Origin of the sequence: Xanthomonas arboricola pv. juglandis (assembly GCF_001013475.1) — a bacterium.
GTDB lineage: Bacteria > Pseudomonadota > Gammaproteobacteria > Xanthomonadales > Xanthomonadaceae > Xanthomonas > Xanthomonas arboricola.
On record NZ_JZEF01000006.1, the window covers coordinates 202,145 to 226,627 of the forward strand.

Sequence of the window (24,483 nt, forward strand, 5' to 3'; positions counted from 1 at the left end):
CGTTTTGTTAGCTACTCCAAGTGCTGTCTTCGCCGTCGCGATCATCCCCATCGCGACCGGCGAAACAGCACGCACCGCGGCGTTTTCCGCAGCACTCCTTGAGCCCCGCCCCACCTCATGAACGATCGCTCACAGCAGCTCTCCTTGCACGAAAAGATCGGCTACAGCCTGGGCGACCTGGCGGCCAATCTGATCTTCCAGACGCTGGTCACTTTTCTGGCCTTCTTCTACACCGATGTGTTTCGCATCCCGGCGAGTGTGGCAGCCACCCTGATCTTTGTGGTGGGCATGCTCGGCGCCTTCGTGTTCACCCCCATCATCGGCATCCTGGCCGACCGCACGCGCACGCGCTGGGGCAAGTTCCGGCCGTGGATCCTGTGGACGGCACTGCCGTTTGGCGCGCTATCGCTGGCCGCGTTCAACACGCCCGCACTCGGCGAGCAGGGCAAGATCGCATACGCCTTCGCCACCTACACACTGCTGATGCTGGTGTATGTGGCCAACAACCTGCCGTATTCGGCATTGAGCGGCGTGCTCACCGGCAGCATGGAGCAGCGCAACAGTCTGTCGGCGTATCGCTTTCTGGCGGTGACGTTTGCACAGTTCATCATCCAGGTGTTGCTGCTGCCGCTGGTGCTGATCCTGGGCAATGGCGACAAGGCGCAGGGCTTTCGCAACACGATGGCCTTGTTCGCCGCCGTCGGCACGCTGTGCTTTCTGATCACCTTTTTTACCACCCGCGAGCGCGTGCTGCCGATCAGCGAACAGCGCACCAGCGTGCGCCAGGACCTCGCCGACCTGGTGCGCAACAAACCCTGGCTGGTGATGCTGGCGCTGACCATCCTGGTCTTCATCAATCTCGCCATGAAGGGCGGGATGTATATCTACTACTTCAAGTACTACCTCGATGCGAACGCATTGACGCTGTTTCTGGATCACGCAGGCTTCAATCGCTTTATCGGCGGCATCAACAGTGTGTTGACCGGTGCCGGCATGAGCGCACTGCAGTGGCCGCAGGATGCGCCGACATCCGCATTTAGCGTGTTCAGTGCCGGCGGCATCCTGGCGATGATCGTGGGCATCGGTTTTTCAAAGCGCTTGGCAGACCGCTACGGCAAGCGCAACGTGTTCGGTGGCGCGCTGCTGATTTCTACCGTGTTTCTGCTGGCGTTCTACGTGTACCCGCCGGAGGCGATCGGCTGGGTGTTCGCCTCCTACGTGCTGCACGGCTTCTTCTACGGCATCACCATCCCGCTGCTGTGGGCGATGATCGCCGACGTGGCCGACTACTCCGAGTGGAAGAACCACCGCCGCGCCACCGCGATCATTTTCTCGGCAATGTTGTGCGGGCTGAAGATCGGCCTGAGCGTCGGCGGCGCACTGGTCGCCGGCATCCTGGCGTTCTATGGCTACAACGCCGCACTGCCGCAACAGAGCGGCGCGGTCACCGACGGCATCCGCCTGGCCATCAGCGTGTACGCCTCCATCCCGTTCCTGCTCGGCACCGCGTTGCTGGTGGTGTACGAGATCGACAAGGCACTGGAAACCCGCATCGAACACGAGCTGGGCGCACGCCGACAGACCGCAACGCTCGCTACTCACTGACGCCCTCCCCCTCCACTTCATGCACAGGTACGCGCATGTCCGATGAACTGCACTCCGCTGCACTGCAGGCGCTGGCGCGCACCGCCATTTCCGCACCGCTGGTCACCCATCTCTACACCGCCGACCCCTCCGCACACGTGTTCGACGGCGCGCTGTACCTGTATCCCTCGCACGACATCGATGCCGGCGTTGCCTTCAGCGATGACGGCTCGCATTTCGACATGGCCGACTACCACGTGTTCCGGATGGCGCACCCCAATGCGCCGGTCGAAGACCTCGGGCAAGTGCTGCACGTCCGCGACGTGCCCTGGGCGCAGCGACAGATGTGGGCGCCGGATGCCGCGCAGCGCGACGGCAAGACCTATCTGTATTTTCCTGCCAAGCGTGCCGACGGCATCTTTCAGATCGGCGTTGCGGTAGGCGATCACCCGCAAGGCCCGTTCGTCGCAGAACCCGAGCCCATCGCCGGCACCTACTCGATCGATCCGGCGGTGTTTGCAGACGACGACGGCACGCATTACCTGTACTTCGGCGGCATCTGGGGTGGCCAGCTGCAGCACTACCGCGACAACGTCTATGCGCCGACCCATCAGGAACCGGGCGACGACGCACGCGCACTCGGCCCACGCGTCGCGCGCCTGCACGAGGACATGACCCAACTGGCCGAACCCACCCGCGAGATCGTCATCCTCGACGAACACGGCATCCCGCTACGCGCCGGCAACCATGCCCGCCGCTTCTTCGAAGGCCCCTGGGTCCATCACCACGCCGGCCGCTATTACCTGTCGTATTCCACCGGCGACACCCACCTGATCTGCTACGCCACCAGCGACACGCCGTACGGCCCGTTCACTTATCAAGGCGTGCTGCTCGCACCAGTGGTCGGCTGGACCACCCACCACTCCATTTGCCTGTTCGAAGGCCAGTGGTATCTGTTCTATCACGACGCTGTTTTGTCGGGCGGGCAGACGCATCTACGCAGCATCAAGATGGCGTCGCTGGAGCACGATGCGGATGGAAGGATCGCAACGATTTATCCGTATGGGGAGGGAGCGGTGTCGCCTTGGTGATGCGTTGTTGGGCGGCCCCTTCCCGAGATTCCGTCAAGGCGTCATAGCGCGCCCGCCAGCACTGCACGAGAGAATCATCGCCAAGGTTCCAGGCGCGTCGTGGTCCTCACTATGGCCGATCGTCGAACCAATCCTCACGGCTTTCTGATCGCGCGTTTCCTGCCGTCTGCGCAACTCTTGGATCTCGCTCCTCAACGCTGCCACGACTTCTCGCACGGTACCGTCATGTCACTGGCACAGAGAGGCACGCTTGCGCCCGGGCCCGAACTGCATCGCATGGGGCTGCATCCAATCGCATTGCAGCTACGTAGGCCCATGTACGTGCTCTTTTGATGGATGTTGCCATGCGACATCGCTCGATGCTGTTGTTACTGACGCTTGCGGTCTATGGGAGTGCCAGCGCAAGCGACTCACGCGCTGCCCTGCCTCGCGCAGACACCGTTGACGTGCCACGCTTCATGGGCGACTGGTACGTCATCGCGCACATTCCTACACGGCCCGAGCGCAAGGCCTACGATGCCGTCGAGCGCTATGCGCTGCGACCGGATGGCCGCATCCAGACCACGTTTACATTCCGCAAGGGAAGTTTCGAGGCGCCGCTCAAGTCCATGCATCCGATCGGCGAGGTCGCAAAGGAGGGCAATGGCGCGCTATGGAGCATGCAGTTCCTCTGGCCGTTCAAGGCCGAGTACGTGATCGCCTGGCGGGATGCAGACTATGCGCAGACCATCGTGGCACGCAGCAAGCGCGACTACGTCTGGTATATGGCGCGTACCCCGCAGGTTTCCGATGCCGACTATCAACAAGCCGTTAAACGTATCGCCGCAATGGGCTACGACGTGCCACAGCTGCGCCGCGTACCGCAGTCGCAGCGTTGATGCGGTAAAGCAGTGACGCGGTAAAAAGTGCAACGCGCTCAGCGATGCAGTGACTGCATCGCCTGCTCTCGTACACCGACTGCGTCAGACGTCCTTGTCATCTATAGAAAATTCCCAGCCGTCATTCAAGCCTCCCAACGGCTTGGCCTCCACGACCAACTCCTCCTCGAACGCCGAAATCGCCTTGTGCGACGGGACCATCGTCGGATACACCGTCACGTCCATTGGAAACGCCGTATTTTCCGGGTAATGGCAACAACGCACCTTTTGCTCGAAGCGCAGCAGCGTCACCGAAAACGCCAATGCAGACTCCTTCGTGGGGAAGACCACGGAGAACGCAATCTCTCGCGACGTCGAAAGATCCACCCCCTGTTGCGCAATATGCCAAAGGGTGTCGCCATTATCGTCGTTAGGGTACAGATCCGGATTTCGTTGCATGGGAAGCTTCATTTTTTTGACCAATTTACCGAGGAGGAATCCTAGCGCCTGGCTTGTGTGGGGCCTGTCATTAACTGCGTGCCTGAAATCAAATGGTGTCAAAATGCCCTTCGCGCTCACTATATTTCTGGCGATCACACCATTTCCCGCTTCATCAGCAGGCGCATTCGCGTCGCCTAAGTATCCCCTGAGCTGAAATTTCTGCATGTTAATACCTACACCTCTGCGATACGTCATTGATAACCGAAAGGGCGCGAAGACTCCAGGCCTGCACCTTGACTCCTCCATGCATCGGTAGCACACTTCTTCACGGAGCGTAGCAACTCCGCAAACAGCGGCACCACCCCCGTCAAGCGGTGGTTTTTTGTGCCTGATGTTCGGGCACATGCTCGGCGTCTCCACGCCGGGAGGGCGGCGAATACAACACCCGCAAGGGAAATAAGCCCGCCGTCTGTTTGCGGTTGCTAACCTCCCGGCATCCCGCCGCATCGTGCGGCGGGAGCCTGTTCCGGAGGAGTGAGCATGGAGCAGTCTCTGTTCGGGTATTACCTGCTGCCGGAAAACGCGCAGCTTCGGTTGCTGCAAACGCGCGATCATTTACGCTTTCTGGCCGCATTGGCACGTCCCTGTTGCATGTCGAACACCTCAGGCATCAATGAGCCTCTCGTACCGATCGATGCTTTGGCTTTTTGCTTCGATCTGTTAGCTGAGCAATTGGATGATGTGCTGATGCAGACCAAGGTGCCTGACGACATGACAGAGCGACGTGCTTCGTCATAGCATGCACATGACTTGAATCAACATGGGCAATCGCTGTAGTCCCGATCTCGGCTACCCGTTGCTGCTTTTACAAGCTATAAGCAATTTGACAGAGAAAAGCACCAAGCCACTGAACATCGTCAGGCAACAGAATTTTTCAGCGATGCACTTGGCAAATGAAGGGAGCATGCGAAATGAAATTCAAAGCAAATCTAGCGGTAGTCGCAGTGCTCATCTGCTTGGCAACTTCTTGTGCAACTGCCAAACCGACGGCTGAAGAACCTCGAGGAACAAAGATGACAACACACACTGAGCTGACACCCCAAGTCCTGATGGATCGCTTCTTATCCTTGATAAGAGATGTCGAAAATTTCGACGAGCTGTCGCCATTAATTCTTGAAAGGTATCTAGAAGTTCCCTTCACCAGGAATGCAGGTGAAAACTCTGGGTTCTATGTGCTCGATCAATCCTCTCCTTATTCAAAATATGCCACCACTTACAAATTCGACGAGAAATTTTCGGAGTATTCGAATGTCACTCTGGAACTTTTACCGCCGAGCAGTATTCCTCCTTCAACCCTTCCTCCTTGCGAGCTAGTCTTTGAGAAATACGACAAGGCCTTGAAAGACGCTGGATTCAAAACTGAAATAGGATACTGGTCTTATAATGAGTTTGGGTGGGTCCTGTCCTTTCAATACTTACGTAAGAATATACGTGCCCAGATCAATCCATGGCACCCTGTCTCCGTAGACCCCCAAAGAAAATCAAGAGAAAACTGTGTCAAGTCGATAAGTCTGCACAAGTTTGAGGAGTAACGATAATGGCAAACGCCAACACTCAATTGCAGTCCATATTGGCGCAGTTCGCGGGTCGGTCAGATGTCACCCCCGATCAAGAAGCGCAGTTACGCGCGACGATTGCGTCCGATCCGGACCTTACACAGAGACTCAATCAAGAAGCAGCCAGCGGCCATCTAAAAGGATTCTTGCCAGGCGTTGGCGGCTCCGAACCGCTGACGGGCTCCTACGACAAGGCATCCGGAATCGTCACCCTCCCGGCGCTTGATCCAGGATCCACACCGACGGCGAGCTTGCGCGGTTCGCTCCGGCTGCAAGAGATGGGTATGCGTTTCGCAAATAGTTCGTATATGGATGCAAACCAAAAAAGCCAGCCTGTAACGCAAGATATGGTCACCAACCTGCAGGCGACAATCAACAGTTCGCCGACGCTGGCGAACGAGATGAAGCGAGCTGTTACGACCATTGACAGTAGCGACCCCCAAAAACGCATGCTGCTGGAAAATTTCGCTCCTCTCAGCGGCACGATTGCAGGTGGGACGTTCAACCCAACCAGTAAAACCATGAGCATTCCACCAGCTACGGTCGGGCAAACCCAGAGTCAATTCAATAAATTCAACGCTACTGATCTAACATTTGTTCTTGGTCATGAGACGCAGCATGCCTTCAATCAAGTAAGCATGGCCAACTCATACAAACAATTTGATTCCGCAGTGAAAGCGATTGCAGCAGATAATAATCCGGTCAACGATTACACACCCCCCGTGGAGAATCTAGTTAAAAGTGCGCGCGACGATGAGGCCAAAGCTCAGATTTCAGGTTGGAACGCATTGATTGATCGGGAGCGGCAAATCAATCCAGCCGTCGATTTGAATGCAATGAGACGTCTCGGAAACGGCCGTTTGGATGACTTTGTTGAGGCCAATCCGAGCAACAGGGCGCAGACACAAGCGCGGCCAGGGATTACGTTCAATCAGGACGGCTCACTGCCCATGACGCCTCAGAATGTATCTGCACAAGCGACTTTCTACTTCGACAAACAGCCCAGAGGCACGCCAGGACTTCCGCAAAATCAGACAACAGGCATTGGATTCCACGGTGACTCGGACTACCCCAACTACTATGGGGCCGGCGCTGTCAGTCGAGCGATTGCATTTGACAGGGCCTATGCGCATCCGGTGGGTGGGGTCGCCCCGCAAATGCAGCTTGATATGCAACGCCTGCGCTTCAAAGAAGAGCTTTTAGAACATAACGGAATCACGCTGCCCCCAGGCACCACCGCCACACCGCAGGTCTATTGGGACACCGGCAGCAATCCGCCAACCCGCGGGCTGTTGCAACACACAAAAGGATCGCACCAGCACATCAGCCCGACTCCCGACATCGATCCTCAACAGCCAGCACTCAACGTACCCGGCAAGACAGTGCAACCAGACAATGAGCTGCTGGATAAAATTCGCGGTGGCGTTCGCGGCCTTGACCAGCAAGCGGGGAAATCTTGGGATGAGAATAGCGATCGACTAAGCGCAAGTTTGATGCTCATGGCAGCAGAAAAGGGCTTTACAGCAAAAGACGATTTGAAGTTTGCGTTCAACTCACCGACCGATAAGATGGCGGGTGGTGAAGTCCTGCACATGTGGCGAGAAGGCCACCAGTCCCCCGATCCGGCTGCACATCGAGCGCATATGACTACACAGGAAGCGCTTTCTATTCCTGCGGATCAGCGCTTCGCGCAAGTGGAGGTGATGCAGCAAGCAAAAGCGCAGGAAGCCACAATCACTCAACAGCAAGAGGCCGTACAAGCACAGTCAACACAAGCACGCTCGATGTAAGAAGATATTTATAGCTCGCTGCTTGCCAGGACCTTATTAACACGCACTTTCAGCGCAGTCGTAGCGGATGAAAGTGCATGATTCGAGGGCGCATCCACGCTATGTGAATGAGACTTTGAATTGCGCAAATACCGCATCTGATCTGATGGCGTCACGCACTTGCTCCCGCGTTCTCCCATCGCCTAAGAACCCGTCAAGCTGATCCGACACTTGATTAATATGCTGAACAAATTGATCCTCGTCGAGCAATATTTTATATGCCCCCTCAAGGACTTTGCGCTGGTCTTTTTTGCTCGCCGATATAATGTTTGGTGTAGTCCAGAGTTTTCTAACTAGTGAGAAAAGGCAGTAGTACTTATAAATCGCCTTTGCTCTATCGACCTTCGAAGTTCTTATAAGATAGCCAAACCTGTAAGACGCGTATGCGGCCAGGTGATAGAGTTCTACGCTATGAGATGGCTGGAATATCTTGTCAGCAAATTCACTTCTTATTCCTCGATGATCACGTGCAGCTCTGTTGGGTTGGAAAAAAAACATCGCCGCTGCAGCTTTCATTAAGTCGGAGGGTTTCATTATTCTAGCTCTTTCGATCGAAACATTTCGATACTGATTTTCTCGCCGCTCTATGAATATTCTCTCATCACCATCTTTGGACTGACAGTATTCTTCAAGGTCTTTCATAAACGGCAATAATGCCCAAAACTGATCCGCCCTAACTTCGTTCTGCTTGTTAGTTCCTATAATTATGCTAGAAATGAACTCGGCGTTTTTGCTTCCGATCAATCGAAGTGGAACATAGATAAGAGAAGCATAGCCGGCATTTTCCGCCAGAATATTAGTTGTCTGGCACCCATTTACAATTTGATAATCTTCTATAGAAAATACGTCACCTTTCCTATTTATGCTTTTTGCTACGACCGTGACGCCATTATTCTTAAAAACAAATGATGAGCACCCGTCATTTAACAGGTCATTTGCAATTGACTTATTTATCTCAGAATCCGGATTAAAGTCTCTCACATTATCATAGAAAACGGCGCGATTAATTGAACTTTTTCCTTCCGGATCTTTAGCAGTGAGAACAATTTCGAGAAGCTGGTCCGCTTGGATGTAACCAACGTAAGCCTCGTCAACCTTTTCATGCGCAGGAAGTGTCAATGCTTTTGGAAAGTTCAACGCAGCAGAATTTGAGTTGGTAGCTGATCGGTATCCAGACTGAATCTGCTTGGCCCCCACGCATATTATTTCCACGTCATCAAATATACTTAACTCCTCAAGCCTTTTCTTACCAGCAGAAATTAGACTTTCTATCGCCCCGGAGGGCATGTCGGATCCTGTCGTGCAGAAAAAACATTTTAAACGAGGGTTGCTTTTGGTAGAAGAAGAATAAACAAGATCTTTTGCGCTTATCAGATCAATTATTTGACCGCTATGGAGCAGAGCATTCTTTGTAAAGAAATCATAGACACCGTCTATGAATTTAGACAAATCGCCGTAATCCATTTTCTCCGATGTCTTTGATTGAAAGAAATGAAACTCCGCTAGATGGTGGTTCCCAACGGCTAGTACTGACGCAACGTCATCCGTGTCCTTGCAGAGGGTTCCCTGAACTAGTACAGCGATTCCATCGACTCCAAACTCCTCCCCCTTAAGATGAGCATCGAACGGATCGATATTTTCACCTAAGAGTCCATTTTCTACCGAAAAAATAGAGAAGACTTCGAAATATTCGCTATCTTTCTCAAAACAATTCGGATTCGATCTTTTGAACTCTCCGAGCTGAGCACTAACAACGGGATTCATATCGCACCATCCAATTATAATTATATTGCCATTAGGGGTTACGTTTCGAAAAAGCTATTCTATATATAGCCCCTCTATTAATCGACACCACAGCACATTTCAAATTAAATAAGCTTGGCTCTTTGAGTGTTTTCCTGCGTAAACCAATGAAAATTACTGCACCCAAATCAAATTCATCAACTGCGGGTCGGCCGTCACCTTGACCAGCTTGCCACTTGGCCCGAACTGCACCTGATACTCGGAGAAGCTGTCACGCCAGTAGCGCCATAGCGAGGCTTCCAGGTTGGGGTTCTCGCTGCTGATCGGGTAGCCGACCGCCATCAGGACCTGTTCGCGGGTCATGCCGCCGGTGAGCTTGCCATCGTTGATGGCCTGGCGAATCTTGGGCGGGAAGGTGGCGAGCTTGAGCTTGGGGTCGGCGGTGACGATGTAGCGGGCGGCGAAGGCGGTGTTGTCCAGATCGCGGCTGTAGTCGTTACCGATGGATTGCTTTTCGCCGGCGATCTTGAGGTTGACGCGGTTGCGGCCAAAGCCGGTGACGCTGACCGGGGTGCCGACGGGGAGTACGCGCTTGCCGTCTTCGGCGTAGTTGCTGTCGCTGATCCAGCTGCCGTCGGTGCGCAGGTTGCAGCACAGAAAGCCCTCGTACTTGGCGACGTCGGCGGCGGTGGCCAGGGTGGAGGCGGTGAGCAGGCTCAGGGCCAGCAGGGAAGAACGCAAACGCATCGTAAAGACTCCTTTCTCGACGGCCGTGGCCGCGCGGCAATGATGAGGTGAGGCGCGCCGCCATTTCCCCAACGGCGCGCAGGCATTGTCGCAGCCTCGGGCAGCTTGGCAAGCGCGGCGGGTGACGCGGCCGGCATCGGTTTGTGTATGCTCGGAGCCGTGGAAACCCTCTCACCCGCCGAGATTGCCGAGCAGATCGCCGAGTTGCGGCGCGCCCACCGCGCGTTGGACGAGGAGATTCAGCGCGTGCCCGCGAACATGGACGACGAGCTGCAGATGAAGCGCTTGAAGAAGCGCAAGCTGCATCTCAAGGACTGCATTACGCGGTTGGAAATGGAGCTGGTGCCTGACGAGCCGGCGTGAGGTTTATGCATGCGGTTGCTTGGGCTTGCTTTGCGGTGGTGGGCTCACTTGCCCCCCGCCGCGCGTCCGGCCCCGCTTACGGCGCGGGCGCTCCAGGACAGGTGGAAAAAGCAGTTGTGTCGCCAGCCACCATCACCTGTTGTTGAAACGTCTGGGGGCGGAAGGTCGAGTCCGTTTGTACGCAGTTCATCCGGAACCATTCTTTCGCTGCGCTCATATGTCCGTGGGGGCTAATAAAACAGCGTGGCGGGCCTGCGCGATCTTCGCCAAGGCCTTCGTAACCTTCTCAAAAGATAGGTCGCGATGCACCAACTTTCTGTGGTTCCTGCCTTGGATCTGAAGCCGGTCACGCGTTATTGTAGAATCGCTGGAACTCGCTTTCGTAAGCGGTTGCGTGTTGAATCTCGTACTGATATGCAAGCGAATCCTCAAACGAACTGTACATCGGTTCCAGAGCTCCGCTCTGAGGATGCTCCTGAAGAAACCAGCGGTCAGGGTGATCGCCCTCTCCATGGGCGCGTAATGCGCCACGCGCTTCCTCAAAGATCTGGGCGCTCGACAGGCTGGTGTTGTATTCGATGCGCTCGAGCTCTCGCGCATAGCTGCTAGCATTGAATGCGCCGTATTGGGCAAGGCCGTACACGGCCTCTGCTTCGGAACTACGGGCCAGATTATTCATTTCGAACACCAGCGCGCTGACCAGGGACGGTCCGTCTCCACTCCCGGCATTTGACAACGTTTGCGGCGAAAGGAGAATGGCGCGATTGGTTAAATCCGTTGACGCGACGTTGACGTTCCCCTCGCGAATGTCAACCCCTCCTTCGTCCCGAACTTTTTCTGCCACAGCCCTGAATGTAGGCGAACTGCGGTAGAGATCACCAAGCACGTGAATGGCTCTCGTCAAACGACTATCCCTCGGGTCACTCACACGGAGACTGGTCCGTATGGAGGACCAATGAGAAGGCGACGTACGCGCTGCCGTCGAGCGCAGCGATAACCCACCAAGTACCGAAGACCGCGTGCTTTGGGTCGGACCCGCTGACGCACCTTGTGGCATCGGGCTAGTTGAAGCAGCGGAGGACGAATCGCCACCGTAAACACTCGTCGAATTTTTGGATACACACAGTCCCATGATCAACTCCGTCTAGTACGTATTCGAACGTTAAAACACACCAATGGGCGACTGCGGCGCGCCAGCGAAATGGAGGAGTTCAAAGCGATTCTCGTAGATCTGCCTGATGGTGAACATTGGCAAGCTTCCTAGAGTAGCCCGCTCTCTTGCCCTAGCCCGCGCGTAGCAGGACCTTGCCACTGCGTCCCGGTTCGGCACTTGCCGCGGCGGCCTTGGCGGCATCTTCCAGATCGAACACTGCTTCCACCGGCAGGGCCAGGGTGCCGTCGAGTGCGGCCTTGAGCAGTTCGCCGATCATGCGGCGCTTGTCCTCGGGCTTGGTGGCGGCCGTGGCCTTGCTGCCCCAGAAGCCGCGCACGCTGGCCTGCTTGAAGATCACATCGCCGCTGGAGATCTGCAGCGGCTCGCCGGTCATCGAGCCGAACGAGATCAGCTCGCCGCTTTCGGCCAGCAGCGCCATCAACTCTCCGGCCGCGCTGCCGGCCACCGAGTCGATGGCGCGCACGATCGGCGCGTCGCCGGCCAGCGCGCGCGCCTTGTCCTGCCAGCCGTCCTGCGCGGTGGAGACCGCGTTGCCGATGCCCAGTGCCTGTAACTCGTCCACGCCGGCATCGCGACGCACCAGGTTGATCACGTTGATGCCGCGTGCGGCGGCGAGCATGGCTAAGGTCTTGCCGACGGCGCCATTAGCGGTGTTCTGCACGATCCAGTCGCCTTTTTCGACCTGCAGGAACTCGATCAGCATCAAGGCGCTCAGCGGCATGGCGATCAGTTGGCAGCCGCGGTCGTCATCGAGTGCGTCGGGCAGCGGGACGACGCCGGAGGCGTCGGCGAGGAAAAACTCAGCCCAGCTTTCATGCACACCGGCTGCAACGACGCGTTGGCCCACTTGCAGGCCTTCGACGCCTTCGCCGAGTGCGTCGATCGTGCCGGCCGCTTCGCTGCCGCCGATGGCGGGGAGCTCTGGCTTGTAGCCGTAGTTGCCGCGCACGGTCCACAGGTCGTGGTTGTGGATCGGCGAGCGCCGCATCGCGATGCGTACCTGGCCCTTGCCCGGCTGCGGCGTGGGCCGCTCGCCGAGTTCGAGCACCTGGGCGGGGTCGCCGAATTGGGTGTGGATGGCTGCACGCATTGGGGTCTCCTGCCGGGCACGCTCATCAGTGCGACGCGCCCGATCGTTACGAAAGGTGGCGCGATGCTATCGGCAGGGCTGCAAGGGAGGGATGAAACGAACGGAACTGCTGTGTGAAGTTGTTGGCGTGCGCGAGTAGTGACGTTGGTCTGCTGCAGCGCTGGAGGATTTGCGTGTTGACCGACCCTCATCCGCCCTTCGGGCACCTTCTCCCGGGGGGAGAAGGGAAGCGTCTTGCGCGTCTGCGCCTACCTGCGTGCCCTGCCATTGGCTCACCCTCAGGTGCGGCAGGGAGACGATGGCGGTTGCACCGCCGCTTACTCAGCCGGCGGCGACACCACATCCGGCTTCGCCGCTTCCGGGCTGACGCGCTCGATCGTGTGCCGCAGCTCGCGGCCCAGGATGAACTTGGCATCCTTGGCCCACGCATCCAGGCGCTCGTCGAATACCAGCTTGCTGTTTTCGTCCGGCCACACCAGGCGCAGTTCGCGCAGTTTCTGGATGAAGCTGCGGAACAGGGTCTTGTCGAAGAACTCCGGGGCGGCCGGGGCGTACAACAGGCTCAGGCGTTGCGCGGCCTGTTGGCACAGGCTTTCCAGTTCGCCGGCGCCGAGCACACCGGGGCCGTTCTTCACCAGCACCGAGATGGCGATGTAATAGCGCTCGAACGCCTGCTGTAGCGAATGCCCGATCGCACGCAGGCGAAATACTTCATCGGTCTGCCCGGTATTGCGGGTCAGCACGCCGCCATCGTCGTCGGCGACGTTGAGCAACAGGCCTTCGCGCACGAACATGTCGATGGTCTGTTCGATGCGTTCGGCGAAGCGATCTTCGATCCACGGCAGGAACAACTCCGCCTGCAGGAACGGGTACACGGTGCGGCCCAGCCGCAGCAGGCCGGCACGGCTCATGCGGCGGTTGTTCTGGAAGCAGCACGCCACCCACGACGATGCGGTAAACAAATGCAGCACGTTGTTGCGGAAGTAGCTCAGCAACACCGCGGTGTCGCCGCTGACGCTGAGCACATCGCCCAGCGGATGCGACACACGCGTGAGCACGTTGATCTCTTCGGCGTGGGTGATGATGCGCGCCGGGGTGTGCGGGGTGACGGTGACGCGGTCCGAATACGGCATCTCCGCCAGCAGCTTCTTGCACAACTCGATCTGCGCGATCAGGTCGGCCTCGCCCATCGCGTGCTTGGGTGTGGACAGCAGCGCCAACGCCAGCAGGTTGATCGGGTTGACGTCGGCGGCGCAGTTGATGCGGGTCTGGATCTGCGTGGACAGCGTATCCACCGCCGGTGCCAGCCAACTGGGTTTTTCATCGTCGGGCAGCGGTTGGCCATCCCACTCCGGGGCGTGCTTGGCCAGCACGTCGTTGAGCGCGATCGGCTCGCCGAAGTTCACCACCACCTGCCCGTAGTTCTGCTTGAGCACCTTCGGGATCGACCACAGCAACCCCCAGATGGATTCTTTTTCCTTGGGCCGGCCAGTGAGCTCGTCCAGATAACTGTTGCCTTCCATCAGCTTTTCGTAGCCGATGTAGACCGGCTGGAACAGCACCGGCTTGCGCGGCTGGCGCAGGTAGGCGCGCAGCGTCATGGCAATCATGCCGCCCTTGGGCTGCAGCAGACGCCCGGTGCGCGAGCGCCCGCCTTCAACGAAGTACTCGATCGAATAGCCGCCGGCCACCAATTGGGCCACGTATTCGCTGAGCACCGCCGAATACAGCGCGTTGCCGCGGATGCTGCGGCGGATGAAGAACGCACCGCCCTTGCGCAGCAGCGTGCCGACCACCGGCAGATTGAGATTGATGCCGGCCACGATATGCGGCGGCACGATGCCGCGTTCGTACAGCAGGTAGCTCAGCAGCAGGTAATCCATGTGGCTGCGGTGGCTGGGCACGTAGACCACCTCGTGCCCGGGGGCGGCCTGCTTGAGCTTGTCCAGGTGATGCACCAGCACACCGGCATAGATGCGGTTCCACACATGAGTGAGCAGGAAGCTGGCCGAGCGCACCACCGGGCTGGAATAGTCGGCGGCGATTTCCCAGGCGTAGGCGTGCGCCTTGCGCCAGGCATCGACCGGCTTGGAGTTGTCGCGCTTGGCCTGGGTGGCGATGGCCTCGCGTACCGAATCGGCGGCCAGCACCTGGTCCACCAGCAGGCGACGGGTGGACAGGTCCGGCCCGATCACCGCCTCACGGATACGGCGGAAATGCGTGCGCAGCACGCGCTGCAGTTTGCGCAGGGTGCGCTCGGGCGGCAGGCCTTCGGCCATGGTCTGGCGCAGCGAGATCGGCGGCGCGAAGCGCACGATGGTGGTGCGGCCATTGAGCAGCACCGCCAGCAGGCGCCGGAAGCGGCCGACCAGCGCCCAGTTTTCCGAGAACAGCACCGCGAACCAGCCGCTCTGCTTGTCCGGCGCGCGGCCGACGAAGATCGACACCGGCACCAGGTGCACGTCCAGGTCGGCGCGCACGCGATGCGCCTGCAGCAGCTTGGCCAGCGAATCCGAATGGGTCTTGCCGCCCCGCTGCTCGGGGATCAGCGAATTGCTGCTGCTGCGCCGCGACAGCGCCAGGTAGGCGCGCTTGCGCTGCAGCGGGTCGCCCGGCAGCGGCACCAGTGGCGAGGGCAGCCCGGCCTCGCGGCAGGCCTTGTCCAGGATCAGCGCGCTGGACAGGCCGTAGTCCTCCAGCACGTAGACCACCGGCGTACCGTCGTCGTAGCGGCTCGGCTGGTCCGGTTCGATGGTCAGGCTCAGCCAGGGGTCGGCCAGGCGGCCGAGCAGGCGCGCCCACCACGGGCGTTTGGCGCTGCGGGCAGCGGCGACGGCAGGCGCGATCGACGGCGCAGCGTCCGGCGGAACCGGAACGGCGGTCGGCAATGCGGCGGCCGTGGCACCGAGATCGGCGGCGGCAGCGCTGGGCGGGGCGGGCTGGCCGTCCGGGAACGGCAGGGGATTCTGTTCTGGCATCACGGTCATTATCGCCCAGCCGGGCGTTGCCCGGTGGCGGCGGGCGTGGCGGGCGCGGCCGCCGGGGTGTCAGGCCTTGCAGCGGCGTCGGGTGCGGGCGCCGCCGGCGCAGCGCCGAGCAGTGCCTGCACTTCGTCCTGGGTCTGCTGCTGGTACCAGTGGCCGTCGCGCTTGATCAGGGCGATGCTCAGGTCGATGTCGTGCGCGGCCAGCGGATAGCGCAGCCGCACCTGGGCGCGGTCGCCGTCCTGCCTGATCAAGCCGGTGCGCAGCGCATCCAGGCTGCTGTCCAGCGACAGGCCGTAACGCTCCAGCACCTGCTTGGCCGCGGCCCAGAACGGCCCGAGCCGGCGCAGGCTCTCTTCCATCCCCAAGCGCTGCAGATCGGCGTCCGAGCCGATGCCGGTGGCGCGGGCGGCAGTCACCAGGTCGGCGATGCTGGCCTTGGCGCGCGCGCGGTCGGCCAGCGGCGCGGTGGCCGCCCAGGCGCTGAGGGCATCGACCAGCTGCACGTAATGGGCGCGCTGCTCGGGCTGGTAGTCGCTGCGGCTGCGCAGGTATTGCACGCCGAACTGGCCCAGCGACTGCGCGGCCTGGCGGATGCCCTGCGACTGGCCGGCCAGCTGTGCATCAAAGGCCTGCTGCAGCTGGCGCTCGGCGCCGGGCGCCGACAAAGTGCCGAGCAGGCTGCCGACCTCGTTGGGCAGCGGCAGCTCGGTCAGCGGCCAACGGCTGGCGCCGCTACGCCAGGCCGCCTCCAGCTGGGTGTATTGCGCAGGTGTGACCCGGATCCGCGCATAAGCGACCAGGTCGTTGCGCCGCAAGGGCAGGGTCATCGACTGCATCGCTGCGGCTGGCTCGGCGCTGGCGCCCGGCAAGGCGGCGGTCTTGTCGGCGCGCTGGCAGCTGCCCAGGCACAGCGCTGCCAGCAGCACCCACGCGATGGACTGGAACCGGCCGGCGCGGACGGTGGATGGCGACATGCGCACGCTGTTCCCCTGATCGATCGGCGCATCTTGCTGTCTGAACGCACTGGCGGCAAGGCGCGCGACAACCGTGCGCCCGGGTACGGTGCGGAAACGTTAGATTTTCGTAGTTCCATGCATGTTGTCGCCCAGTGTCCGACATTGACTGCCGTTGTCCTTTCCGGACAAACTTGTCCAGGCGATGCCGCCAAGCCCTTGTGCCACCTGCGTTTGGCCCAATGGTGCAGCGCATCATGTAAGCGCTTGCAGTTCCTGCTAGCGTGCGCGCCATCTCGCTCTGAGGTCGCCATCGGTTGGGGCCGATGTCATTCATGTGCATGTGTGACACGAACGTTCTGCGCCAGCGGACCGTGCGACCCTTCCCGGCGTGCGGCGGCAGCCGCGTTGTCCTGGAGGTTTTGCCATGAGTCGGCCACGCTCCGAAGGCGGTAGCGTCACCATCAAGGACGTCGCGCGCGAAGCGCAGGTGTCGGTGGCAACGGTTTCGCGCACCATGAATGGGCACCAGCATGTTGCCGAGTCGGTGCGCGAGCGCGTGCTGCAGGTGGCCCGTGCGCTGCATTACATCCCGCACCACGCCGCGCGCAGCCTCAGCAGCCGGCGCACCCACACCATCGGGGTGGTGTTGCCGGACCTGCATGGCGAGTTCTTTTCCGAACTGATCCGCGGCATCGACCAGGTGGCGCGCGAGCAGGGCTACCACCTGCTGGTGTCCAGCTCGCACGGCGACCCGCAGGCGCAGCGCAAGGCGCTGGAACGCCTGCCCGGGCGCGTGGACGGGGTGGTGGTGATGTCGCCCTCGCTGGGCGACTCCGGCGTGCACGAGGACGCCCTGCCCGGCGGCCTGCCGGCGGTACTGCTCAACTGCGCAGGCACGGCCAGCCAGCGCCCGGTGCTCAACGTGGACAACTACGGCGGCGCGCGGACGATGACCCGGCACCTGCGCGACAGCGGCCACCGCCGCATCGCCTTCATCGCCGGGCCGGCCGACAACTTCGATGCGCACGAGCGTCTGCGCGGCTACCGCGACGAGCTGGCGCTGGATGCCGACGTGCAGCCGTGGGTGCTGCCGGGCAACTTCGACGAAGAGTCCGGCTACCGCGCCGGCCAGACGCTGGCACAGGGCGCACGCCCGGATGCGGTGTTCGCGGCCAACGACATGATGGCGCTGGGCTGCCTGTTCGCGCTCGGCCATGCCGGGCTGAAGGTGCCGCAGGACATCGCGTTGGCCGGCTTCGACGACGTGCCGATGGCGCGCTACGTGCTGCCGGCGCTGACCACCATGCGGGTGGATATCGCCGGGCTGGGCGCGCGGGCATTGCAGCTGTTGCTGGGCCAGCAACTGGTCGATGCGCCCGCCCCGCCCGCCGATGCCGCACCGCCGGCGTTTTCCGAGATGGTTCCCGAACTGATCGTGCGCGCGTCCAGCGCGCCGCGGGCGGCGCCTCCCACCTGAAACGCGCCATCACGCTTTGCCGAACGTGTGTTGCTTGCAGTCCTTGCCGTTGTTGCCAGCTGTCCCGCTTGACGCAGTACCGACGCGCCAGTCACTCCGCTGGTTCGCGCTTTACCCCTGGGAGGGGGAAAGTCATGAAGAATTACCGCACCGTCTCCACCCTGCCGGCGCGCAGCCTGTTGTGCTGCGCCCTTGCCGCCTCGTTGCTGGCCAGCACCCCGGCCATGGCCCAGTCCAGCAATGCGACCTTGCGCGGCCAGGTTGCGGCGGCACAGGCCGGCACCACCGTGACCGCGACCAATGTGGCCAGCGGCGCCGTCCGGCGCGTGCCCACCGGCGCCGACGGCAGCTACGCGCTGGTCGGCCTGCCCCCGGGTACCTACAAGGTGGATGCCGGCCCCGGCAGCGAGCAGACCGTGACCCTGTCGGTGGCCTCGTCGGTCACCTTGAACCTGGGCGGCGGCGCGGCCGCGGCGCCTGCCGGCGATGCCACCACGCTGGATGCGGTGCAGGTCACCGCCACCACGCTGCAGGAGGTCAAGACCTCCGAAGTGGGCACCAACGTGTCGCTGAAGCAGATCAGCACCGTGCCGCAGCTGACGCGCAACTTCCTGGAGTTCGCCGACACCGTGCCGGGCATGCAGTTCGAGACCAACTCCAACGGCAACAGCCAGATCCGCGGCGGCGCGCAGGGCAGCTCGGCGGTGAACGTCTACATCGACGGTGTCGGTCAGAAGAGCTACCTGTTCGGCGGCGTGTCCGGGCAGGAGCAGAGCGCGGGCAACCCGTTCCCGCAGCTGGCCATCGGTGAGTACAAGGTCATCACCTCCAACTACAAGGCCGAGTTCGACCAGGTCGGTTCGGCAGCGATCGTGGCCTCGACCAAGTCCGGCGGCAATGAGTTCCACGGCGAGATCTTCGGGCGCACCAGCAATACCGATTTCCGCGCGCGCCAGCCCGACGAACGCGCCGGCGCGCCCAACTCCGATGGCAGCAAGCGCAAGACCCACCAGGACGAATACGGCTTTGCGCTGAGCGGGCCGATCGTGCAGGACAAAGCGCATTTCTTCTTCAGCTACGAAGGCAAGGGCTTCGAGGTCTCGGCCGATCCGGTGGCCGTGCCCGATCGCTTCAGCGCGCTCAGCGACGACCTGCCCGCCGGCGTGCAGAGCCGGCTCGGCTCGGTCACCCGCCCGTTCAACGAAGACCTGTACTTCGGCAAGGTCGACTGGGACATCGGCGAGAACGACCGCCTGGAGCTCACCGGCAAGTACCGCGACGAGGAAAGCCGCGACAGCGTCGGCGGCCAGACCACCGCGATCGCCTCCAAGATCAACCTCAACACCGAAAAGCGCTTCGACCTGCGCTGGCAGCATTACGGCGAGCGCTACGTCAACGAAGCGCGCGTGTCCTATGAAGACGTGCTGTTCAATCCCACCGCCTATACCGTGGGCAGCCAAAGCGTGTACACGCGCGGCATCGCCGAAGACGACGTGCTGCTCAACGACGGTGCCACCAGTGGCCTGGCGATCCAGCGCAAGGGCCAGAAGGGCCCCAGCTTCCAGAACGACCTGACCTTCAACAACCTGGAGTGGCACGGCAACCACGTCATCAAGATGGGCGTGAAGTACAAGGAAGTGGAGCTGACCCAGAGCGAGAACTCTGCGGCCAACCCGTCGTTCTACTACGCGGTGGGCGATGGCGCGGGCACCTCGGCCATTCCCTACCAGGTACGCTTCAACCTGCCGTTCGCCGGTGCCGCACCGTCGGTGACCACCACCAGCAAGCAGCTGGGCCTGTACATCCAGGACGATTGGGACGTCAACGACAAGCTGCAGTTGAATATCGGCGTGCGCTGGGATGGCGAAAAGATTCCCTCGTACCTGGACAACGTGACCCCGCCGGAAGTGGTGGCGGCCTTGAACGGCCCCGGCACCGATCCGGCCGTGAGCGCCACCTACGCCGAGCAGCTGGCCAAGGGCGGGGTGGACATCAACGACTACATCAGCAACGGCCGCAACCGCAAACAGGACAACAACAACTTCGCGCCGCGCCTGGGCTTTTCCTACGACTTCCGTGGCGACGAGTCGCTGGTGCTGTTCGGCGGTGCCGGCCGCAGCTACGACCGCAACCTGTTCGACGTGATGGGCCTGGAGCAGATCAAATCCGCGCTGGCGCAGTACACGATCCGCTTTGCCGGGCCCACCAACTGCGTCCCGGCGGCGGGTACCTGCACCGCCTTCGATCCGACCTATGTGAGCAATCCCGACAGCCTGGCCAACCTGGTCGATGCGCGCGTACGCAACGGCGAAATCGACCTGCTCAACAACGATCTGAAGACGCCGTATGCCGACCAGTATTCGTTGGGCCTGCGCACCCAGCTGGGCGACTGGAACACCTCGGCCACGCTGTCGTACATCCACAGCAAGGACGGTTTCATCTTCACCCTGGGCAACCGCTATGCCAACGGCGATTTCTTCCAGAACGGCGCTCAGGCGTTCGAGCAGCGGCCGCAGGGCTTCGGCAACCTGATCATCGGCAACAACGGCGTGGAGACCAAGACCGGCCAGTTGCTGCTGTCGGCGGACAAGGCCTATACGCAGGAAAGCGGCTGGGGCCTGACCGCGGCCTACACCTTCTCCCGTGCGCGCGGCAATCGCGGCAACGACGATCGCTACGGATTCGATGCGGCCACCATTGCCGACTATCCGTTCCTGGATCTCAATGCGGTGCCGCGCCATCGCCTGGTGCTCACCGGCATCTACGACCTGTTCTGGGGCATCAGCGGCTCGGCCAAGCTGACCCTGGCCACGGTGCCGCCGCGCAACGAGGCGATCTCCTACGACCAGTACGGCGGCCCAAGTTCGGACAACATCCGCGTGGTCTCGGTGGATGCGCCCGGCGGCAAGTTCATCGCCGGCGGCGATATCTTCGGCACCCGCCAGCTGGACCTGTCGTTGTCCAAGGACATGCACATCACCGACGCGGTCACCGTGCAGGTGCGCGGCGACCTGATCAATGCGCTGAACTTCCGCAACTACGATCAGTACAGCATCGACTGGGGCAGTGCCGGCGTGTACGACCCGCGCGTGCGCATCAACCAGTACGGCGCGATGTCCACCCCGCCACGGACCTTGTTCATGAGCGCACGCATCATCTGGTAACGGCGGCGTTGGCGGCATCCGGCGTCCCGCCGCCGGTGCCACCCCCGCTGCCTAAGCTGCATCGGCCCCACGGCAATGGGGAGGGGCCGCCTGCAGGCTTGTTGCATCGTCCCGATTGCGGTGTGTTGCTGTGGCGCGGCGCGCGATGCGCGCGATGCTGCAGCCCGCACGCTTCCATCGGCGATCGTTTTTTGTTGTGTTTGCCGTCCCTGCTGTCTGTTGCCGCTGTACCCGTTCCATCCACACCAAGCACCAACCTCGACGCGCCAGTCACTTCACTGGTTCGCGCTTTACCCCTGGGAGGGGGAAAGTCATGAAGACTCACCGCACCGTCTCCACCCTGCCGGCACGCAGCCTGTTGTGCTGCGCCCTGGCTGCCTCGTTGTTCGCCACCACCCCGGCCATGGCACAGTCCAGCAACGCCACCTTGCGCGGCCAGGTCGCTTCCGCGCAGAGCGGCAGCGAGGTCGTCGTCACCAATGTCGCCACCGGCTCGGTGCGACGTGCACCGGTCAATGCGAACGGCAACTACACCATCGTCGGCCTGCAACCGGGCACCTACACCGTCGAATCCAACGGCGTCAGCCGCACGGTGACCCTGTCGGTGGCCTCCAGCGCCACCGTCGATCTCGGCACCGAAGCGGCGGCAGCGCCGGCCGGCGATGCGACCACGCTGGACACGGTGACGGTCAGCGCGCCGATGATCCGCGACGTCAAGACATCGGAGGTGGGTAATACGGTTTCGCTGCGGCAGATCCAGCAGCTGCCGCAGGCCACGCGCAACTTCCTGGAGTTCGCCGACACCGTGCCGGGTATGGTGTTCACCATCGACCAGGACGGCAACACCAAGTTGCGTGGCGGTGCGTCCAACGCCAGTTCCAGCAACCTGTACATCGACGGCGTGAGCCAGAAGAGCTATGTCTCCGGTGGCGGTATTGCCGGGCAGGACGAGACCCAGGGCAATCCGTTCCCGCAGCTCGCCATCGGCGAGTACAAGGTGATCACCTCCAACTACAAGGCCGAATACGGCCAGATCAGTGGCGCGGCGATCACCGCGGCCACCAAGTCCGGCACCAACGAGTTCCATGGCGAGGCGTTCTATCGCTTCACCAATCAGGATCTGCGTGAGAAGCGCCCGGACGAAGAAGATGGAAAGGTGGACTCGCAGACCAAGGAATACGGCGTTGCGATCGGCGGCCCGCTGATCCAGGACCGCATGCATTTCTTCTTCGCCTACGAAGGCAAGGACAACGTGGCGCCCAAGAGCGTGCAGGCAAGCGCCGAAGCGGCGCCGTTCGTCGGCCTGCTGCCGTCCAATCTGCGCGACCAGTACGGTGCGTCCAACATGCCGTTCACCGAAGACCTGTACTTCGGCAAGATCGACTTCGAGCCGACCGATAACGACCGCATCGAGCTGGCCACGCAGTACCGCGACGAAACCCAGGTCAGCAACGTCGGCGGCCAGAACGCGCCCGTCCGCGCAGTGGACAAGATCAACAAGGACAAGCGCACCAGCCTGCGTTGGCAGCACAGCGCCGACAGCTGGTTCAACGAAGCCATCCTCACCACCGAGGATTCGCGCAACGTGCCGACACCGCGCGGCATCGGCAACGGCTCCATCTATACCTACATCGACCGGACGCAGGCCGATCCGCGCCAGTGGGTCTTCCTCAACACCGGCGCCGCCAGCGGCGAAGACTTCAAGCTACGTAGCCAGAAGGGCTGGTCGTTCCAGAACGATCTGACCTTCAACGCACTGCAATGGCATGGCGAGCACACCATCAAGACCGGGGTGACCTATCGCGACATCAAGCTGACGTCGCGCGAGTCCAGTTCGCTCAACCCGCAGTTCAGCTATGAAGTCGGTCAGAACGGTGTTGCGCCGGTTCCCTTCCAGGTGCGCTATATCCGTGCGTTCGACAATCCCGGTCAGGTGCCGGTGGTGGAATCGCCGTCCAAGCAGTACGGCATCTACCTGCAGGACGACTGGGCAGTGAACGACAAGCTGATGCTCAACATCGGCGTGCGTTACGACTATGAGGACACCCCGGCCTACACCGACTTCGTGACCTCGCAGCCGTTCATCAATGCGCTGTATTCGGACGACCCCGACAACCCGGGTCAACCGTGGGCCAACCGTCTGCTGCCCAGCGGCATCAACGTGGCCGACTACATCAGCACCGGCAACAACCGCAAGAATTTCAAGGACGCCTGGGCACCGCGCTTCGGCTTCTCGTATGACTTCTTCGGCGACGAGAGCGCGGTGCTGCATGGCGGCGCCGGTCGCTCCTACGATCGCAACCTGTTCGAGCAGCTCGCACTGGAATCGGTCAAGGCCGCGCTGTCACCGGTGGTGGTGTACTTCAGCGATGCTGCCAGCGGGCAAAGCTGCTTCCGCGACGACCGTGCGTGCACGGCGTGGAACCCGGCATATTTCACCGGCATCGATCAGCTCAATACGATCGATGGCACCAGTGACAGCTCCGAGCTTTTCATGTTCAAGAACAAGCTCAAGACCCCGTACAGCGACCAGTACAGCATCGGTATCAGCAACCAGGTCGGCGACTGGTTGACCGACGTGACCTTCCAGCGCGTGTTGGCCTATGACGGCCTGGTGATGAGCCTGGTCAACCGCTACCCGGATGGTGCGTACTTCGACGCCACCGGCAGCGTGCCCTGGGGCGAGCCGGTGCCGGGCTACCGCAATACGATCCTGGGCTACAACGGCCTGGAGCAGCGCAGCAGCCAGGTGTTGCTGTCAGCCGAAAAGCCCTACACCAAGGAATCGGGCTGGGGCTTGAACCTGTCCTACACCCACACCAGCGCGCGCCAGAACCGCACCATCGACGAGCCGTTCGCGTTCGACAAGGCCACCATTCGCGACTACCCGTTCGTGAAGTCCGATGCCGTGTCGGCGCATCGCTTCGTCGCGTCCGGCTCGATCGATGGCCCGTGGGGAGTGACCTTCGGCGCCAAGTTGGTGCTGGCCACGCCCGAGCCGATCAACACGATCGCCTGCTACGGCTTTACCGATCCCGATGGCGGCACCTGCCAGGCCGTGGGCGTGACCCCGCCGGGCAATGGCAAGTTCCTGCTGGGTGGCAAGATCTGGGGCTACCGCACCGTGGACCTGCAGGCCAACAAGGAGTTCACGGTGGTGGGCGACTTCAAGCTCAACGCACGCATCAACGTGCTCAACGCCTTCAACTTCAAGAACTTCACCCAGTACCAGTACAACAGCTTCGGCAGCAACGGACGCCTGCAGCCTGACATCACCGTGGTCGACAACGGCGAAATCAGCTATGTGCCCCGCAGTGTCGTGCTGGAAGTGGGCGCCAAGTTCTGATGCAGCCCAACGCCATCT

Annotated in this window: 17 protein-coding genes; 10 read left to right on the forward strand and 7 right to left on the reverse strand. The window is 61.1% G+C overall.

Annotated features, from left to right (window positions below; all coding sequences use genetic code 11):
- Positions 1 to 117 precede the first annotated feature (117 nt).
- The 3 genes from XARJCFBP2528_RS20105 (at position 118) to XARJCFBP2528_RS20115 (ending at position 3,553) form a co-directional block, all read left to right on the forward strand.
- The gene (locus tag XARJCFBP2528_RS20105; RefSeq protein ID WP_016903439.1) at positions 118 to 1,605 is read left to right on the forward strand and encodes an MFS transporter; all 1,488 of its coding nucleotides are present in this window, start codon (positions 118 to 120) and stop codon (positions 1,603 to 1,605) included.
- Positions 1,606 to 1,640: 35 nt separating this feature from the next.
- A complete protein-coding gene (locus XARJCFBP2528_RS20110; protein ID WP_006449518.1) occupies positions 1,641 to 2,675 on the forward strand; it encodes a glycoside hydrolase family 43 protein in 1,035 nt (344 codons plus the stop codon).
- Positions 2,676 to 3,019: 344 nt separating this feature from the next.
- A complete protein-coding gene (locus XARJCFBP2528_RS20115) occupies positions 3,020 to 3,553 on the forward strand; it encodes a lipocalin family protein (RefSeq protein ID WP_026064560.1) in 534 nt (177 codons plus the stop codon).
- A gap of 84 nt (positions 3,554 to 3,637) precedes the next feature.
- Here XARJCFBP2528_RS20115 and XARJCFBP2528_RS20120 read toward each other — a convergent pair whose 3' ends face one another.
- Positions 3,638 to 3,991, reverse strand: a complete 354-nt coding sequence (locus tag XARJCFBP2528_RS20120; protein WP_026064561.1) for a ribonuclease E inhibitor RraB — start codon at positions 3,989 to 3,991, stop codon at positions 3,638 to 3,640.
- Between the two features lie 522 nt (positions 3,992 to 4,513).
- On the opposite strand from XARJCFBP2528_RS20120, the gene XARJCFBP2528_RS20125 reads away from it, so the two are divergent.
- The 3 genes from XARJCFBP2528_RS20125 to XARJCFBP2528_RS24025 all read left to right on the forward strand — a co-directional run bounded on the left by XARJCFBP2528_RS20125 (position 4,514) and on the right by XARJCFBP2528_RS24025 (position 7,379).
- The gene (locus XARJCFBP2528_RS20125; RefSeq protein ID WP_006449522.1) at positions 4,514 to 4,771 is read left to right on the forward strand and encodes an XAC0095 family protein; all 258 of its coding nucleotides are present in this window, start codon (positions 4,514 to 4,516) and stop codon (positions 4,769 to 4,771) included.
- Between the two features lie 173 nt (positions 4,772 to 4,944).
- On the forward strand, positions 4,945 to 5,565 hold the full coding sequence (locus XARJCFBP2528_RS23000) for a hypothetical protein (protein ID WP_228995968.1): 621 nt from the start codon (positions 4,945 to 4,947) through the stop codon (positions 5,563 to 5,565).
- Between the two features lie 5 nt (positions 5,566 to 5,570).
- A complete protein-coding gene (locus XARJCFBP2528_RS24025; RefSeq protein WP_087962345.1) occupies positions 5,571 to 7,379 on the forward strand; it encodes an XVIPCD domain-containing protein in 1,809 nt (602 codons plus the stop codon).
- 99 nt (positions 7,380 to 7,478) lie between these two features.
- Here the strand turns inward: XARJCFBP2528_RS24025 and XARJCFBP2528_RS23010 are convergent, their stop codons facing one another.
- Positions 7,479 to 9,182: an AIPR family protein gene (locus XARJCFBP2528_RS23010; protein WP_006449525.1), complete on the reverse strand. Its 1,704-nt coding sequence runs from the start codon at positions 9,180 to 9,182 to the stop codon at positions 7,479 to 7,481.
- A 153-nt stretch (positions 9,183 to 9,335) separates the two neighbouring features.
- Positions 9,336 to 9,908: a hypothetical protein gene (locus XARJCFBP2528_RS20135; RefSeq protein ID WP_006449526.1), complete on the reverse strand. Its 573-nt coding sequence runs from the start codon at positions 9,906 to 9,908 to the stop codon at positions 9,336 to 9,338.
- A 159-nt stretch (positions 9,909 to 10,067) separates the two neighbouring features.
- Between XARJCFBP2528_RS20135 and XARJCFBP2528_RS20140 the strand changes: the two genes are divergently transcribed.
- Entirely contained in the window at positions 10,068 to 10,271 is a 204-nt protein-coding gene (locus XARJCFBP2528_RS20140) for a YdcH family protein (protein WP_023905744.1), read from the forward strand.
- Positions 10,272 to 10,617: 346 nt separating this feature from the next.
- Here XARJCFBP2528_RS20140 and XARJCFBP2528_RS20145 read toward each other — a convergent pair whose 3' ends face one another.
- The 4 genes from XARJCFBP2528_RS20145 to XARJCFBP2528_RS20160 form a co-directional block, all read right to left on the reverse strand.
- The gene (locus tag XARJCFBP2528_RS20145) at positions 10,618 to 11,175 is read right to left on the reverse strand and encodes a hypothetical protein (RefSeq protein ID WP_169751466.1); all 558 of its coding nucleotides are present in this window, start codon (positions 11,173 to 11,175) and stop codon (positions 10,618 to 10,620) included.
- A gap of 379 nt (positions 11,176 to 11,554) precedes the next feature.
- Complete coding sequence (locus tag XARJCFBP2528_RS20150; RefSeq protein ID WP_006449529.1) at positions 11,555 to 12,535, reverse strand: zinc-binding dehydrogenase; 981 nt, start codon at positions 12,533 to 12,535, stop codon at positions 11,555 to 11,557.
- A 317-nt stretch (positions 12,536 to 12,852) separates the two neighbouring features.
- Complete coding sequence (gene plsB / locus XARJCFBP2528_RS20155; protein WP_047125038.1) at positions 12,853 to 15,522, reverse strand: glycerol-3-phosphate 1-O-acyltransferase PlsB; 2,670 nt, start codon at positions 15,520 to 15,522, stop codon at positions 12,853 to 12,855.
- On the reverse strand, positions 15,522 to 16,496 hold the full coding sequence (locus XARJCFBP2528_RS20160) for a hypothetical protein (protein WP_016904028.1): 975 nt from the start codon (positions 16,494 to 16,496) through the stop codon (positions 15,522 to 15,524). The genes plsB and XARJCFBP2528_RS20160 overlap by 1 nt, the downstream gene beginning before the upstream one ends.
- Before the next feature lie 406 nt (positions 16,497 to 16,902).
- On the opposite strand from XARJCFBP2528_RS20160, the gene XARJCFBP2528_RS20165 reads away from it, so the two are divergent.
- The 3 genes from XARJCFBP2528_RS20165 (at position 16,903) to XARJCFBP2528_RS20175 (ending at position 24,465) form a co-directional block, all read left to right on the forward strand.
- Positions 16,903 to 17,955, forward strand: coding sequence for a LacI family DNA-binding transcriptional regulator (locus XARJCFBP2528_RS20165; protein ID WP_016904027.1), 1,053 nt, complete (start codon positions 16,903 to 16,905; stop codon positions 17,953 to 17,955).
- Between the two features lie 134 nt (positions 17,956 to 18,089).
- Positions 18,090 to 21,119 (forward strand): TonB-dependent receptor, encoded by a 3,030-nt coding sequence (locus tag XARJCFBP2528_RS20170; protein ID WP_016904026.1) that lies wholly within the window; start codon positions 18,090 to 18,092, stop codon positions 21,117 to 21,119.
- 313 nt (positions 21,120 to 21,432) lie between these two features.
- A complete protein-coding gene (locus XARJCFBP2528_RS20175) occupies positions 21,433 to 24,465 on the forward strand; it encodes a TonB-dependent receptor (protein ID WP_016904025.1) in 3,033 nt (1,010 codons plus the stop codon).
- Positions 24,466 to 24,483: the final 18 nt, after the last annotated feature.